Annotated in this window: 16 protein-coding genes; 8 read left to right on the top strand and 8 right to left on the bottom strand. The window is 42.8% G+C overall.

The window, feature by feature from the left end:
• Window positions 1–3 precede the first annotated feature (3 nt).
• The 3 genes from ABIC84_RS13585 to ABIC84_RS13575 all read right to left on the bottom strand — a co-directional run bounded on the left by ABIC84_RS13585 (window position 4) and on the right by ABIC84_RS13575 (window position 1,126).
• A complete protein-coding gene (locus ABIC84_RS13585; protein ID WP_110585189.1) occupies window positions 4–153 on the bottom strand; it encodes a lmo0937 family membrane protein in 150 nt (49 codons plus the stop codon).
• 107 nt (window positions 154–260) lie between these two features.
• Complete coding sequence (locus tag ABIC84_RS13580; RefSeq protein WP_002996718.1) at window positions 261–482, bottom strand: DUF2795 domain-containing protein; 222 nt, start codon at window positions 480–482, stop codon at window positions 261–263.
• Between the two features lie 86 nt (window positions 483–568).
• The gene (locus tag ABIC84_RS13575) at window positions 569–1,126 is read right to left on the bottom strand and encodes a cob(I)yrinic acid a,c-diamide adenosyltransferase (protein WP_429263875.1); all 558 of its coding nucleotides are present in this window, start codon (window positions 1,124–1,126) and stop codon (window positions 569–571) included.
• A gap of 239 nt (window positions 1,127–1,365) precedes the next feature.
• Between ABIC84_RS13575 and ABIC84_RS13570 the strand changes: the two genes are divergently transcribed.
• Together ABIC84_RS13570 and ABIC84_RS13565 are read left to right on the top strand one after the other, a co-directional pair.
• Window positions 1,366–2,391: a chitinase gene (locus ABIC84_RS13570; protein WP_429263874.1), complete on the top strand. Its 1,026-nt coding sequence runs from the start codon at window positions 1,366–1,368 to the stop codon at window positions 2,389–2,391.
• A 73-nt stretch (window positions 2,392–2,464) separates the two neighbouring features.
• Window positions 2,465–3,088 carry a hypothetical protein gene (locus ABIC84_RS13565; RefSeq protein ID WP_429263873.1) on the top strand — a complete coding sequence of 208 codons (624 nt, stop codon included), beginning with the start codon at window positions 2,465–2,467 and terminating at the stop codon, window positions 3,086–3,088.
• A gap of 135 nt (window positions 3,089–3,223) precedes the next feature.
• Here the strand turns inward: ABIC84_RS13565 and ABIC84_RS13560 are convergent, their stop codons facing one another.
• The 5 genes from ABIC84_RS13560 to ABIC84_RS13540 form a co-directional block, all read right to left on the bottom strand.
• On the bottom strand, window positions 3,224–4,873 hold the full coding sequence (locus ABIC84_RS13560; protein ID WP_429263872.1) for a serine hydrolase domain-containing protein: 1,650 nt from the start codon (window positions 4,871–4,873) through the stop codon (window positions 3,224–3,226).
• Window positions 4,874–4,931: 58 nt separating this feature from the next.
• A complete protein-coding gene (locus ABIC84_RS13555; protein ID WP_429263871.1) occupies window positions 4,932–5,747 on the bottom strand; it encodes a helix-turn-helix domain-containing protein in 816 nt (271 codons plus the stop codon).
• Between the two features lie 66 nt (window positions 5,748–5,813).
• Window positions 5,814–6,554 (bottom strand): ABC transporter ATP-binding protein, encoded by a 741-nt coding sequence (locus ABIC84_RS13550; protein ID WP_429263870.1) that lies wholly within the window; start codon window positions 6,552–6,554, stop codon window positions 5,814–5,816.
• Between the two features lie 140 nt (window positions 6,555–6,694).
• A complete protein-coding gene (gatC, locus tag ABIC84_RS13545; protein WP_176623769.1) occupies window positions 6,695–6,985 on the bottom strand; it encodes an Asp-tRNA(Asn)/Glu-tRNA(Gln) amidotransferase subunit GatC in 291 nt (96 codons plus the stop codon).
• Window positions 6,986–7,121: 136 nt separating this feature from the next.
• Entirely contained in the window at window positions 7,122–7,877 is a 756-nt protein-coding gene (locus ABIC84_RS13540) for a lysophospholipid acyltransferase family protein (RefSeq protein WP_429263869.1), read from the bottom strand.
• A 37-nt stretch (window positions 7,878–7,914) separates the two neighbouring features.
• On the opposite strand from ABIC84_RS13540, the gene trpS reads away from it, so the two are divergent.
• The 6 genes from trpS to ABIC84_RS13510 all read left to right on the top strand — a co-directional run bounded on the left by trpS (window position 7,915) and on the right by ABIC84_RS13510 (window position 15,203).
• Window positions 7,915–8,910 carry a tryptophan--tRNA ligase gene (gene trpS / locus ABIC84_RS13535; protein ID WP_426589296.1) on the top strand — a complete coding sequence of 332 codons (996 nt, stop codon included), beginning with the start codon at window positions 7,915–7,917 and terminating at the stop codon, window positions 8,908–8,910.
• A 127-nt stretch (window positions 8,911–9,037) separates the two neighbouring features.
• On the top strand, window positions 9,038–9,652 hold the full coding sequence (locus ABIC84_RS13530) for a deoxynucleoside kinase (RefSeq protein WP_188831585.1): 615 nt from the start codon (window positions 9,038–9,040) through the stop codon (window positions 9,650–9,652).
• Window positions 9,653–9,699: 47 nt separating this feature from the next.
• A complete protein-coding gene (gene kdsB, locus ABIC84_RS13525) occupies window positions 9,700–10,473 on the top strand; it encodes a 3-deoxy-manno-octulosonate cytidylyltransferase (protein WP_429263868.1) in 774 nt (257 codons plus the stop codon).
• A 250-nt stretch (window positions 10,474–10,723) separates the two neighbouring features.
• The gene (locus ABIC84_RS13520; protein ID WP_429263867.1) at window positions 10,724–11,860 is read left to right on the top strand and encodes an FIST signal transduction protein; all 1,137 of its coding nucleotides are present in this window, start codon (window positions 10,724–10,726) and stop codon (window positions 11,858–11,860) included.
• Window positions 11,861–11,863: 3 nt separating this feature from the next.
• Complete coding sequence (locus ABIC84_RS13515) at window positions 11,864–13,396, top strand: ATP-binding protein (RefSeq protein WP_429263866.1); 1,533 nt, start codon at window positions 11,864–11,866, stop codon at window positions 13,394–13,396.
• Window positions 13,397–13,592: 196 nt separating this feature from the next.
• Window positions 13,593–15,203 carry a CTP synthase gene (locus ABIC84_RS13510; protein ID WP_426589304.1) on the top strand — a complete coding sequence of 537 codons (1,611 nt, stop codon included), beginning with the start codon at window positions 13,593–13,595 and terminating at the stop codon, window positions 15,201–15,203.
• Window positions 15,204–15,220 lie beyond the last annotated feature (17 nt).

The raw sequence follows: 15,220 nt of genomic DNA, 5'->3' as shown, positions 1-15,220 counted from the left end.
TTGTTATGCCCGTCTGATTACACCTAAAAGTACAGCTATGATAGCTATTACTAATAGTATGTGAATCAAACCACCCCCAAATGGGTGTATAAATGCTCCAAACAGCCATCCTATAACCAGGATAACAGCGATAATGTACAATAAGCCTCTCATTTTGTTACGTTTTTAGTTAAGTAAATGTGTAATTACCTATACCAAAACCATTCCAAAATTAGCGGTTAATAAAAAAACCCTCATTGCTAAGGGTTTCACTATCGTGTTTAGTACTCGTCTTCATTAAAGAAGAAGTCGTCTTTAGTCGGATAATCCGGCCAGATCTCTTCTATGTTTTCGTACGGTTCGCCATCGTCTTCAAGTGCCTGAAGGTTTTCGATAACCTCAACAGGAGCGCCTGAACGGATAGCATAATCAATTAATTCATCTTTAGTTGCGGGCCATGGTGCATCTTCCAGGTGCGATGCCAGTTCAAGTGTCCAATACATCGTTTTTATTTATATTTATAATTATCAGTAAAATTTACTTTTTCGCAAAAGTATAACATTTTCAAATTGAATATCAATATTTTTTTTCAATTTTTTTGAACCCGTGGTATCCACTGATTTTCAGCTATTTTATTAGCATTAGCAATTTTGCGGGCCAAAGTGAACAGGTAATCACTCAACCTGTTCAGATAAATATTCACTTTTTCATCAACTGTACTTTCTTCGGCAAGCTGAACGGTTATCCTCTCGGCACGGCGGCAAACACATCTTGCAATATGGCAAAATGAAATCACATTACTGCCACCCGGTAAAATAAAATGTTTAAGCGCCGGCAGGCTTTCATTCATGGTATCCATTTCTGTTTCCAGCATTTCCACATCACTCATGTGCAGGTCCGGAATAATCATCCGTGACCGCTCAGGGTCAGCTGCCAGTGAAGAGCCGATGGTAAACAATCTGTCCTGTATCTGCTTCAATACCTCCTTATCATGTGCATCAATATCCTGATCACCAATAAGCCCGATGTACGAGTTAAGCTCATCAACCGTGCCATAGCTTTCAATACGGATATGGTGTTTGGGCACGCGCGTACCGCCAATTAATGAGGTAAACCCTGTATCGCCCGTTTTAGTATATATTTTCATACTTAATTTAACAAATAAGCCCCAATAATCAGACTGCAAAAAAGTTAACATTGATTATCAGGCAATTAAAACCAAGCCCGATAAATCTTTTTTTCATGGTTAGTGTTATTTCAAATCTATCACCTTAAATTTTGAATTTCATAACACTTTAGCATATTTTTTGCCAATGAAGTGTAATTTTTAAAATGTTACTTAAACTTGCATCTGTGATATCATCAAACATACTTAGCGTGAAACTCATGAAACCGATCATATTATCATCCAAACTGCTCTCCTTATCGCTTATCATCCTGCTTTCAACCGGCTTTAGCTGCGGCGGCAACAGTAAAAGTAGCAGTGGCAGCGACAGTAACAAGGCCGTGGCAGATAAACCGGCCCCTCCTAAAGTAAGCATGGCCAGTTTATTAACCGAAAAACAATTTAATGATCTTTTTCCGCAACGCGATAAATTTTATACGTATGCTGCCTTTATCAAAGCAGCCGATGAACTTGGCATGATCAGCATAAAAGTAACCCGCCGGGCAACATCCGTTTACCAGTTGATACGTACCGATAAAAAAACAGGCAAAAAGGCCGTTGTACGCCAGGATGTTGATTGGAACGAAGAATGGGCCAAAGCCAAACCAGATAGCACCTACACTATTGATTATGGCAATTTCTGCACCGAATACAGTACCGATGTAAATAAAAAGGAACTCGCTGCCTTTTTTGCGCACATTGCCCACGAAACCCGTCATGGCATGAATGCTTCTTATACCGATGGGCTCATGCTGATCCACGAAAGTAATACCAGCTTGCCTTACATTGCCGAAAATGACGAATACCCTCCCGTGGCCGGTAAAAAATACTATGGCCGCGGACCAATGCAATTGAGCTATAACGGCAATTATGGCTATGCCTCGGATTGTATTTTAGGCGATGATAAAATATTACTCCAAAATCCCGAGATGGTAGAAACCGACCCGGTAATGGCTTTTAAAACCGCCATCTATTTCTGGATGACACCCCAAACCCACAAACCATCGGCGCATGCTGTAATGACAGGCAAATGGCAACCCAATGCAGAAGATAAAGCCGAAGGCCGCACCCCTGGTTTTGGTATGACCATTAATATTGTGAACGGCGAAGTAGAATGCAATAAAGGCGAAAACATGTATAATATGAACGACAGGATTGGCTTTTACCAGTTTTTCCTGAAGAAATTAGGGATTACTGATGCCAATTGCGCTTGTTCATGCGGTAAAATGAAGCCTTATCATTATTAACGGCTGTATTTTTGAATTTCAAAGCAAAAAAGTTATTATTGTATTAGCATTATACAACACTAAACTTTAACATTTGGAATCCACTATTGAAAACGCCGGTTTGTATCCCCCGGCAACCGACCAGTTCGGTGATATCCTGGATAGCCTGAAAAACAGATTCAGGATTGAACAAACCGGGCATATTGATTTTCATTTAGAGCAGTTTAGCATTTTCAAAGACTATCTCGACATTAGTGTAAAGGAATCATACGCTATAAAAAATAAAAATAACGACAGCTATATGCTGTTCACCGAATGCCAGTCAAAACATATCGGGCATCATCACAGTAAGGCTGTAACCTCCACACCATATCAAACCTGGGCACTGGCTTATTTAAAGCATGATTTTGGCCGGGTACTCATCAGGCGCGAAACATTGGTTGACAAGATCATTGAACTGATCCACCCGGTTGAGCTTGATTTTGCCGAAGACAAGGCTTTTAGTGATACTTTTTATATGCTGGTAAGCGACCGCCAAAAAGCAATTACAGGTGCCGACCGTAATTTCCGCAATGTGGTAATGGATATCAGGCTGGATGATTTTGTAATAGAGATTGTTGAGCATACCCTCATTATCGGTAATACCCACGCCATATCTGCAGAAAAAGCTATGCACCTGGCAGAGTTTGTTTCGAGGCTGTGTACCACCTGCGATTGAGCATACAATTTAGATGTGAATAGTAATAACAGCAGCAGATAAATAATTCCCGTTGTTTGTAGAGACGCATAATTGCGTCTCCCGTCACCTATCCTACCCATATATTCAGAGACGAAATCATGCGCCCTACAGAAATCATTTCAACACTGCCGGTAAAATATAATCTTTCATCATTTTATCAACCTGCGAATGCGCGTAGGGCGTGTTGTAAGCCTCGGCGGTTATAATAACCACCAGCGGCTGATTGGTAAAAACAAAGATCTTGTTGCCGCCATTACCTGAACAATAGTAAGTTTCGTAAGCTTTGTTGTTTACCTTATAGGTTTTGTTCCAGAACAGGTAACCGTAAAAGCCCTCACCTACAACTTCTTTTGGTAACGTAAGCTGTTTGGTAAATGATTCCTTAACCCAGCTTTGCGAAATTACCTGTTTGCCATTCCATACACCGCCATTTTTATACAATTGCCCGAATTTGGCATAATCAAGCGAGCGCATTTGCAGGCCGCCCGCGGTATTGGGTACATTCTGTGGTGTGTACTGCCAGCGATAATTACTGATGCCCAATGGCTTGAACAGCTTTTCGGCCGAATATTTATCAAGCCCGCCGGGCACTGATTTATTCAGGATATCGCCCAATGCCACCACGCCGGCTGTAAAATAATTCCATTGTTTACCTGCCCTTTTATTGCTGTCTGTTTTAAGGCTGAGGGTAAATTTAACCCAATCATCGGTGGGGTACATATTTTCTTCGTTCCCCGGCGAATCACTTTGGTTGTCATCCGCATCAAAAACGGAGCTCATGGTAAGCAGGCTTTTTAGCGTTACATTTTCTTTTTGAGGCGAGTAGTTACTGAACTTTTTAAGGTCATAAAACTCCTTTAAGGTTTGATCAACGCTTTTGATATAGCCATCATGAACTGCTATCCCCATCACGGCCGAAGCAAATGTTTTACCAACCGAACGGGGATTGTGTAATGAATCGCGCGCGCTGCCGTTAAAATACTCCTCAATTAGCAACTTGCCGTTCCTGATCACTACCACGCTGGTGATCTGTTTAAACCTGTTGCCGGCAATAAGGGCATTCATCTCCATGATCTTCCTTTTATCAAAATCATTTTTTGATACCTGCCAGCCGCTGCCGGGCTTTATGGGCTGCAATTCGGCATCTTTTGGATCAATTTCCGGTACGGTAAACCTGATCTCACCCTGTGCTATCAGCTCGCCTACTTTCAAATCAGGAACAGCAACATAGGGCCTTACTTCAATTTTGAGCTTGTGCGTACCTGTTGTAAGCGCATCTTCCCCGCCATGGGCCATAAACCGTCCCCATAAAAAACGCCCCCATGAATCTTCTCCCCGGCTACTGATGAACGGAACAAAAATGGTGGTCTTTGTATTTTTTACGATGGGCAAATTGGCTCCTTTATGCAGGTTTTCCCGGTAAACCTGCCTGCCATCTACATAAAAAACAAACTGAAAATTACCCTGGTTCAGTTGCTCAACACTTAACGACGGCGCTAAGCTATGCTGGTAATTGGTTAATGAATTGGCCAGCAAAAGCCGCATGTACAAATTATTGGCAGGTTTAGCCTCATAGTTTGTTAACAAATCGGTTTGTTGCAGTTTTTCAAGCGGGATAGTATCCGCACCAAAAACAACCTTACCCATATTGCCTTTTTGAAGGGCGGAAGTTATCGGTTCAGGTTCGATGATATTGCCCACCTGCGCGAATGTTTTACAGGCGGTAGTAAGTATAATGGAGATTATGAGTAAATAACGTTTCATTTTAATTGTTTAGATGTTACAAATCTGCTTCTATCAACACTTTTAAAATAGAACAGAATTAACATGGCCTTAATAAAAACTTACGATATGCCGACGGGTTACTGCCGCCAAGCTGTTTGAAGCAACGTAAAAAATGGCTTTGATCGGCAAATCCGCAGGTAAAGGCGATATCTGTTAAGGATAACCCGCCATCTGCCAATAAAGCGAACGATTTTTCAATCCTGAGCTTGCGGATATATTCGCCCATAGTACAATTGAAATACCTGGAAAAATCACGGGATAAATGAACCGGGTGGAGCTGTAATAGCCCGGAAAGTTCGGAAAGCGTATGCTTCCGTGCAGGATCATCGGCCAGCAACATTTTCAGCTTGCCAACCCATGCAGGAATTTGTCGTGCCATGCCGGCGTTGTTTACCTGCATTTTATTAAGCGTTTGCAGTAATAATATTTCTACAGTCATTGCGGTCTGCTCGTCACAAATCTTTGATTCTTTAAAGATTCGGTATAAAAGAAATTTTACATCCGGGTCCTGAATGGCAAAGCTGCCTTCCAGTTTATTCTGTTTCAAGTCCAAATTATCGAACCAGCGCTTTTGCAATTCAATATGAAAGCCGCGGGTAAAGCCTTTGGGCTTGATATTATAGTGCGGATCATGCCAGTTATGAAACAGCAGAGTACCTGCTGGGCAATGATAAACCTCCTTTTTATTGCCCTCAATAACATTCCCGGCCAATATAAAAGTGAAGTAGGCATTTTCATGGTAGTGCCAGTCCACCTTATCAAGGGTATATTCGGTATCAGTTATGGTGATACCCTGTAAATGTGTTGTTTGATTGGTTTGCCCGTAGAAGCTGCCTGTTTGTAGTTGTTTCACGGAGATAGATTTGCATTATACTGTAGATAATAAACACTATCACTCCCCCTTTAGGGCCGGGGGGCCTTACACCTCCTCTACCCTGCGGTCAACGGTTTGAATATTGGTATTAACGTAGTCATTCTCTATCAATCCATCGCGCATCCTCACTATGCGGTGGGCATGTAAAGCAATATCTTCTTCGTGCGTCACCAGGATAATGGTGTTACCTTTGGCGTGGATATCTTCGATAAGGCCCATGATTTCGATGGATGTTTTGGTATCAAGGTTACCTGTTGGCTCATCGGCCAGTATAATGGATGGATCATTGATCAGCGCCCTTGCCACAGCAACACGCTGTCTTTGTCCGCCCGAAAGCTCGTTTGGTTTGTGATCCATACGGTGACCAAGACCAACATTTTTCAATGCATTGCCGGCACGTTCCTTACGTTTTTCTTTATTAACGCCAGCATAGATCAGTGGCAGCGCTACGTTATCCAAAGCGGTATTACGGGGCAGCAGGTTAAAAGTCTGGAACACGAAACCAATTTCCGAGTTACGTACTTCGGCAAGCTGGCTATCGGTCATGTGGCTCACATCTATTCCGTTAAGGATGTATTGCCCTTTGGTTGGGGTATCCAAACAGCCCAAAATATTCATGAGGGTTGATTTGCCAGAGCCGGAAGGCCCCATTAAAGCCACAAATTCGCCTTTGTTGATAGAAAGCGAAACAGATTTAAGTGCGTGGATCACCTCGGCACCTATTACATATTTACGCCCGATATCTTTTATGGTTATTAACGGCTTGGCAGTATTTATTGGCTCCATGAATTATTTTTTGTTTGGACTGCACCGGGGTGCCTAATGTTACAGCCGGGAAGTCGAAAGTCTTAAGTTTTTAGTCGAAAGTCGTTTTTTATTCTAACTTTCGACTGAAGACTTCGGACTTAGAACTTCAGACCTGGAACTTATTTCTCAATCACCTTGGCTACTAAAAAGTAATCATCATCATGTTTTGGGGCATTTTCCAAAGCTTCTTCGTGGGTAATTTGTTGTTTAACCACGTCCTCTCGCAGCACGTTGGCACCGGTGGTCATGTAAACCAGCGGTTCAACACCTGTGGTATCCACCTCGTTCAATTTAGCCATAAAATCAAGGATCTTGCTCATATCCTTCATTGCATCCTGTACTTCCGCTTCGGTAAGTTCAAGGCGGGCCAGGTGGGCTACTTTTTCAACGGTTTCTTTATCAATGGTCATGCCTGTTGTTTTTTATTTTATAATAGCGTGATCCTCATCTCGCAAAGCGCCGGCATTATCTATGCTTAACTGGGCCGCTTCAATGGGTTTATGCACAAATATATTACAAATTCCCGGTCTGCTGTTATATTATTGCCTAAGCCAGGGTAGAAACAGCGCCTTCAAACTTTAAATCATTGTTCATAATTTCAAATACCTCATCCCGTAAAGCATCGGCATCGTCAATACTCAGATGTGCGGTTTCAATAGGCTTATGAACCTTAAATTTAGAGACCCCTGGCCTGCTGCCGTGCTTAATGCCGGTATCCCAAAGTATTTGCCAGGTATTTGCCGACGATACCGGGATGACAGGTATTTTCAGCTCAATAGCCAGCCTGAAAGGACCATTTTTAAACGGGCAAAGCTGCGGAGGATAATGATCTGAAATACCGCCTTCGGGGAAAATGATAAGAGAAATGCCCTCCTGTAATTTCTCGGATGCTTTTTTAAACGCCCTAAACGACGACATTTTACTATCGCGATTAACAGGAATATCTACTGTACGGAAAAACAGACCAGTTACCAGGCCATCTTCCAGCTCATGTTTGCCCATAAAACAGCAATTGCTTTTAACCAGGATACACATAGCCGAAATATCAAGGTTTGAGGTGTGATTAGGACAAATGATATAAGGCCTGCTCCAGTCAATCGGTTGCTCATATTCAAAATGGTAAAATATGCCTGCAAAAGCAGAACTCACTAATCCCCAAACCCTTCTGAATGAATTGAGCGTATGATAGCGTTCGGGCTTACGCGAAAAATAATAGAAAAAAGGCCATAATATAACGTAGCCCAGGGCCACGCTCACAATGTAAAGATATACGTGTACTTTTCTCAATATCATTTTCATCATTACCAAAAATAGAAAAATTCCTTACTTTCGCCACACTATGGAGACTGTTGTTAGTGGCATCCGTTCGACCGGAAACTTACACTTAGGAAATTATTACGGGGCGTTGCAAAACTTTATAAAAATGCAGGATGAATACAACTGCTTTTTTTTTATTGCCGACCTCCATTCGTTAACTACACACCCTACGCCTGCCAACTTACATGGCAACGTAAAACAGGTGCTGATAGAATATTTAGCCGCGGGCATCGACCCTGAAAAGGCTACCATATACGTGCAATCCGACGTTCCGGAGGTTACTGAATTGTACCTGTACCTGAACATGAACGCTTATTTGGGCGAGCTGGAACGCGCAACTTCTTTTAAAGATAAAGTACGCGCCAATCCCGAAAATGTGAACGCCGGCTTGCTTACCTACCCGGTTTTAATGGCTGCGGATATTATTATCCACAAAGCTACTAAAGTGCCTGTAGGTAAAGATCAGGAGCAGCATCTTGAAATGGCCCGCACTTTTGGCAACCGTTTCAACAGGCTATATAACCATGATTATTTCCCCGAGCCTTTTGCCTTTAGCTTTGGCGAAAGTTTGGTAAAAATTCCGGGATTGGATGGCAAGGGAAAAATGGGCAAATCAGAAGGCGAAGGCAATGCTATATTTTTGGGCGATACACCTGAAGCCATCCGCAAAAAAGTAATGCGCGCGGTAACCGATAGCGGCCCTACCGTTGAAAACCAGCAAAAACCACAGGAGATCCAAAACCTGTTTGATTTAATGAAGGTTGTTTCCACCCCTGATACCCTCGCCCACTTTGACGGGCTTTATAATAAAATGGCTATCCGTTACGGCGATTTAAAGAAACAGCTTGCCGAAGATATGGTACTGGCAACAGCCCCTATCCGTGACAGGATCAATGCCATTGCCAACGACGCTGATTACCTGCGTAAGGTAGCCGAAATGGGTGCCGAAAAGGCCCGCGAAAGCGCTTCAAGAACTATAAGAGAAGTTAGAGAGATCATCGGCTTCCGGAAATTTTAAATAGCGGGCTTTGATAGTTCATAGTTCATAGTGTATATTAGTCGGAGTTCATTTCAAAACAGCGGGTGTTCTTCGTCAAAAAAACATCAGCTATGAACCATGAACTATAACCCATGAACTAAAATATATGCACATAGCTATTGTAGGAAATATAGGCGCCGGAAAGACCACCCTTACCGAAATGCTCACTAAAAATTACGGGTGGGACCCTTTGTATGAAGCTGTAGATAACAATCCCTATTTGGAGGATTTTTACAGCGACATGAAACGCTGGAGCTTTAACCTTCAGATCTATTTCCTGAATAGCCGTTACCGCCAGATCATCGATATCCAAAAAAGCGGGCATAATATTATACAGGACCGCACCATTTATGAAGATGCCTATATTTTTGCCGAAAACCTGCATGATATGGGCCTGATGACCACGCGCGACTACGAAAACTACGAATCAATTTTTCAAAATATCACCGAGTTTATTAAACCGCCCGATCTGTTGGTTTACCTTAAAGCATCTGTGCCAACCCTGGTAAGCAATATTCAGCGCCGCGGCCGAGAGTACGAAATAGGCATCCGTTTAGATTATCTTTCTAAACTGAACGAAAAGTATGATAAATGGATCAACAACTATAAATTGGGCAAACTCCTCATCCTTGATAAAGACAATCTTGATTTTGCTAACAATACCGAGGATATGGCTACCATTGTAAACTTGATTGAAAGGGAGATTAACGGGTTGTTTTAGAGCCCCTCCTAATCCTCCCCGGTAGGGAGGACTTTTTATTAAAAATTATGGTAAAAATTCAGTCTCTCCCCTCCGGGGAGATTAAGAGGGGCTTCTTAGGCATTATCCCGGCCCGCTATGCGTCGTCACGTTTTCCCGGTAAACCATTGGTTGATATCGGCGGTAAAACTATGATCCAACGCGTATATGAGCAGGCAAAAAAATGCCGGAGCCTGAGCGAAGTTATCGTGGCTACCGATGACGACCGGATTTTTAACCATGTAAACGGCTTTGGCGGCATTGCTGTAATGACAGGTGCCAACCACCAAAGTGGCACCGACCGTTGTGCCGAAGTTGCCCGCCTGCACCCTGGCTATGACGTGATCATCAATATCCAGGGCGATGAGCCTTTTATTGACCCCGAGCAGATCACCAAATTAACAGCCTGCTTTAACGATCCGGAAACCCAACTGGCCACTCTTGTAAAAAGGATCCTGACCGAACAGGAACTGCATAATACCAATTCGCCCAAGGTGGTGATCAATAAATTATCCGAAGCTATTTATTTCTCCCGCGCTACCCTGCCCCATATCCGCGGCCAGGAGCCCGAGAACTGGCTCGAATTTCACACCTTTTTTAAACACATTGGCATTTACGGTTATCGTGCAGATATATTGCAGGAAGTTACCAAACTACCGGTATCCCCGCTTGAAAAAGCCGAAAGCCTGGAGCAGCTTCGCTGGATAGATAATGGTTACCGTATCAAAGTGGCCGAAACCGAGCTGGAAACCCATGCCGTTGATGTGCCTGAAGATCTGGAGAGACTGAAGTTTGACATATAGTTTCTGATTCAACCCTCCCAATAGACTAACACTTCCCGTACTGATAACCTTGTTATTCTTAATACGTATAAGATCAAGCGTACTGTATTAAAGTCCAATTTAAACTATTAAAACACAATTCCAATATTTATAATTAATGAATTTTCTGTAAACAATAAGCTGTTTAATACTTTCATATTTCAAGCAATTTTTGTTTCTTAATTTATTAACTTCATCTGTAGCATCACCATATTATTAACCTAAAATCATCATGAAGATAAGGCAGCATCATTTTGTAAACAAGGGTTGGGTAAATTACTTTACAGACCCTGAATTTAGTGCTGAAAAATGTCAGTTGGTACTTGCTTTCGGTGCACCGAAATTAATTACCGGTCCTGAAATTTATGATTATCTTAAAAAGAGCTATCCTATTGCTAATGTTGTTTTTGCCTCCACCGCCGGTGAGATCATGGGTAGCGATGTATATGATGATAGCATTGTAGTAACCGCAATTGAACTGGAAAAATCATCCATAGCGTGTACAACTACCCATGTAAACAAACAGGCCAACAGTGCCGAAACAGGGGCTTTCCTGATGGCGCAATTGGATAAAAAAGGCTTAAATTGTGTTTTCATTATATCCGATGGCACTTTTATAAACGGAAGTGAACTGGTTGACGGCTTTAACCGCGATAATCCCGGTAAGGTTCCCGTAACCGGAGGGCTGGCCGGCGATGCAGCGCGATTTAACAGCACATTTACCAGCCTTAATGCTGTCCCCGCGCAAGGTAATGTGATCGCCATAGGCTTCTATGGCGATAGCCTGCATATCAGCCATGGCTCAAACGGGGGCTGGGAAGAGTTTGGACCACAGCGAAGCATTACCAGGTCGGATAAAAATGTACTTTTTGAGATAGATGGTAAAAGCGCGCTCGATCTTTACAAAGAATATTTAGGTGAGTATGCTAAAGAACTGCCCGGTTCGGCCCTGCTGTTCCCTTTATCATTAAGCATTGAAGGCTCTGACAAAAAACTGGTGCGAACTATATTGAGCGTTAACGAACACAAAAAATCAATGACCTTTGCCGGCAATTTGCCCGAAGGGAGTAAAGTACGCCTGATGAAAGCCAACTTTGAAAAACTGATCGGTGCTTCTTCATCGGCCGCTGCCGACGCCGTAACCGGGCCGGAGCATGCTGATCTGGCCATATTGATTAGCTGCGTGGGCCGAAAACTGGTACTTAATGATCGCACAGACGAGGAATTAATGGCAGCCAAACATATTTTCGGCAATAAAACAGCTATGGCCGGCTTTTATTCGTATGGAGAGTTATCTCCTCTCAATAAAGGGTCGAACTGCGAATTGCATAACCAAACCATGACCATCACAACCTTTACCGAACACTGATTTATGGAGTACCATCACTTATTGGATAAGCAGATAAAAAAATTGCTCCCCGAACAATACCTGGAAGATGGCGCTATTTTGCAGTTTTTAGATGCAGTAAACAATAGCTTCAAAAACTTTGAAAAATCGATAAAGCTTGCAGACCATGCCTTTAATGTAAGTGAGCGTGAATACGTAACCGTTACTGATGACCTGAGGTTGCAAAATGACATCAAACAGCGTTCTATCTCTCAGCTTAAAGAAGCCATCAGGGCACTTAATCCCGATGTGGAGTTAAACATCTCTGACTCAGACGATGACCTGATCCATATCATCAGCTTTTTGCACGAGCGCATAGCTAAAGCTAAAGAACTGGAAGTTGCCCTGATCCATTCAAAAGAACTTGCCGAAAAAGCGGCCATGGCCAAGGCACAGTTCCTGAGCATTATGAGCCACGAGATCCGCACGCCAATGAACGCCGTTATTGGTTTTACTCACCTGCTCATTCACCAGGATCCCAAACCCGAGCAAATGGAGTTCCTGAACTTCCTTAAGTTTTCGGCTGAAAACCTGCTGGTGCTCATCAATGACATATTGGATTTCAGCAAGATAGAGGCTGGCGGTGTTGAGTTTGAAAGCGTTGACTTTAGTCTTACCGATCTGATCAAAAATATCCGTCTTGCCCTGCTGCAAAAAGCAAACGAAAAAAATATCCAGATAAAACTGATGATGGACCAGGATTTGCCTAATGCCATTATTGGCGACCCGGTACGTTTGGGCCAAATCCTCACCAACCTGATGAGCAATGCTGTTAAATTTACCCATAAAGGAAAAGTAACGGTAACCGCATCGTTAGCAAGCAACACAACTGACTCATCAACCATTGATTTTGAGATATCCGATACCGGGATAGGTATAACGCCCGATAAAGTTGATCATATTTTTGAAAGCTTTAACCAGGCCAGTTCAGATACAACCCGCAAATACGGCGGTACAGGCTTGGGTTTAACTATTACCAAACGCCTGCTCCAACTGCTTGGCAGCGATATTACCGTTGAAAGCGAATATGGCAAAGGCTCGGTATTTAATTTTACCCTTACCTTTAAAAACAGCAAAAAACAATTAAGCAGCACAGCCGATAGTGATGAGTTTTATCGCTTAAAAAGTCTTAAGGGTACAAGGCTGCTAATTGCCGAAGATAACCAGATCAACGTAATACTGGCCAAACAATTCATGAAGCAATGGGATGTTGAATGCGATGTGGCCGAAAACGGCGAAATTGCCTTAATGCTGGTGCAAACCCACGACTATGATATGATTTTGATGGATTTGCAAATGCCCGAAATGGATGGTTACCAGGCTACCCGCGCTATCCGTGAGCTGCCTGATGATAAGTACAAAAAATTGCCCATTATAGCCCTTACTGCATCTGCCATGCTTGATATCCAGGATATGGCCTTTACCGTTGGCATGAACGATTACGTGAGCAAGCCCTTTAACCCTAATGAATTGCACCGCAAGATTGAACTGTATACCAGGCAAAGGGCAAGCGTGTAACATAGCTTTCGTTTTGACACACCTGTTCAAAAAAACGCACATAATACACTCTGTAAAAACCAATTACAAACAAAAGATATTTACAGTTCCATTTTTTAAAAACAGATACGGCGAAGCGTGAAAATTTTCTTACTTTTGTATCCCGTACAGAAACAATTGGTCGCGGTATAAAGCCAGGCCATTTTCAAAAAAAATCATGACTAAATATATTTTTGTTACGGGCGGTGTTACCTCATCGTTAGGAAAAGGTATAATCTCTGCTTCTTTAGCCAAACTCCTTCAATCGCGCGGTTACCGTGTAACCATCCAAAAGTTTGATCCTTATATCAATATTGATCCGGGAACGCTTAACCCTTATGAGCACGGCGAATGCTATGTTACCGAAGATGGTGCCGAAACCGATCTTGATCTTGGCCATTATGAGCGTTTCCTGAACACTCCTACTTCAAAAGCCAACAACATCACTACCGGCCGCATTTACCAAAATGTAATTAATAAAGAACGTGAAGGGGCTTTTTTAGGGAAAACTGTACAGGTAGTACCCCACATTACCGATGAAATAAAAAGGAACTTCCGCATATTGGGCGAAAGCGGCGATTACGATATTGTGATCACCGAACTTGGCGGTACTGTAGGCGATATTGAATCATTACCATATATTGAGGCTGTAAGACAATTCCGCTGGGAAATTGGATCGGGCAACTCATTGGTTATTCATCTTACGCTGGTACCATTCCTTGCAGCGGCAGGCGAATTAAAAACCAAACCTACGCAGCACTCTGTAAAAATGTTATTAGAGTATGGTATCCAGCCCGATATTTTGGTTTGCCGTACCGAACACCACCTTACCAATGATATCCGCAAAAAAATTGCACTATTCTGTAACGTAAATATCAACGCGGTGATTGAATCGATTGACGCGCCAAGTATTTATGACGTGCCTTTGTTAATGCTGAAAGAACAGCTTGACAAAACCGTATTGACCAAATTAAAACTTCCGCACAAAAACGAGCCAAACCTCGAAAACTGGAAGGAATTTCTTGGCCGCCTCAAAAACCCGACCGCCGATGTACGTATTGCGCTGGTTGGTAAATATGTGGAGTTGCCGGATGCTTATAAATCCATTACCGAAGCCTTTATCCATGCAGGCGCTAAACAGGAATGTAAAGTGCGGATTGAATATATCCCTTCGGAGCAGCTTACGCCAGAAAACGCTGTTGAAAAATTAAAGGGCATACACGGCGTACTGGTTGCCCCAGGATTTGGCGAGCGTGGTTTTGAAGGTAAGATCCAGGCTATCCGCCATGTACGCGAAAATAATATCCCTTTCTTTGGTATCTGTTTAGGTATGCAATGTGCGGTAGTTGAGTTTGGCCGTAATGTATTGGGCCTTGAGGATGCTAACAGTACCGAAATGAACGCTGAAACACCACATCCGGTTATCGGCATGATGGAAGATCAGAAAAATATCACCCTGAAAGGCGGCACTATGCGTTTAGGCGCTTATCCCTGCGATATTAAAAAAGGCACTAAAGCAGCTGCTATCTACGGCAAAAACCACATTTCGGAAAGGCACCGTCACCGTTATGAGTTTAATAACGAGTACCTTAAGCAATATGAGGCCGCCGGCCTTACCCCATCTGGCATAAATCCTGACAATGGCCTGGTGGAGATTGTAGAGCTTAAAAACCACCCGTTTTTTGTCGGTTCGCAATTTCACCCCGAATTAAAATCAACAGTTGCTAATCCGCACCCACTTTTTATTAACTTTGTCGCCGCTTCGCTGGCTTATGCCCGCAAAAAATAAGTAATTGTACGATAATT

Origin of the sequence: Mucilaginibacter sp. 3215 (assembly GCF_050433785.1) — a bacterium.
Classification (GTDB): domain Bacteria; phylum Bacteroidota; class Bacteroidia; order Sphingobacteriales; family Sphingobacteriaceae; genus Mucilaginibacter.
Note: the sequence above shows the minus strand (reverse complement) of the source record. Positions and strands in the feature narration are given on the sequence as shown.

Coding starts and splice junctions, on each gene's coding strand:
- kdsB (WP_429263868.1), top strand. CDS start 9,700: ATGGTAAAAATTCAGTCTCTCCCCTCCGGGGAGATTAAGAGGGGCTTC.
- ABIC84_RS13540 (WP_429263869.1), bottom strand. CDS start 7,877: ATGATGAAAATGATATTGAGAAAAGTACACGTATATCTTTACATTGTG.
- ABIC84_RS13510 (WP_426589304.1), top strand. CDS start 13,593: ATGACTAAATATATTTTTGTTACGGGCGGTGTTACCTCATCGTTAGGA.
- ABIC84_RS13530 (WP_188831585.1), top strand. CDS start 9,038: ATGCACATAGCTATTGTAGGAAATATAGGCGCCGGAAAGACCACCCTT.
- ABIC84_RS13575 (WP_429263875.1), bottom strand. CDS start 1,126: ATGAAAATATATACTAAAACGGGCGATACAGGGTTTACCTCATTAATT.
- gatC (WP_176623769.1), bottom strand. CDS start 6,985: ATGACCATTGATAAAGAAACCGTTGAAAAAGTAGCCCACCTGGCCCGC.
- ABIC84_RS13560 (WP_429263872.1), bottom strand. CDS start 4,873: ATGAAACGTTATTTACTCATAATCTCCATTATACTTACTACCGCCTGT.
- trpS (WP_426589296.1), top strand. CDS start 7,915: ATGGAGACTGTTGTTAGTGGCATCCGTTCGACCGGAAACTTACACTTA.
- ABIC84_RS13585 (WP_110585189.1), bottom strand. CDS start 153: ATGAGAGGCTTATTGTACATTATCGCTGTTATCCTGGTTATAGGATGG.
- ABIC84_RS13570 (WP_429263874.1), top strand. CDS start 1,366: ATGAAACCGATCATATTATCATCCAAACTGCTCTCCTTATCGCTTATC.
- ABIC84_RS13580 (WP_002996718.1), bottom strand. CDS start 482: ATGTATTGGACACTTGAACTGGCATCGCACCTGGAAGATGCACCATGG.
- ABIC84_RS13550 (WP_429263870.1), bottom strand. CDS start 6,554: ATGGAGCCAATAAATACTGCCAAGCCGTTAATAACCATAAAAGATATC.
- ABIC84_RS13520 (WP_429263867.1), top strand. CDS start 10,724: ATGAAGATAAGGCAGCATCATTTTGTAAACAAGGGTTGGGTAAATTAC.
- ABIC84_RS13515 (WP_429263866.1), top strand. CDS start 11,864: ATGGAGTACCATCACTTATTGGATAAGCAGATAAAAAAATTGCTCCCC.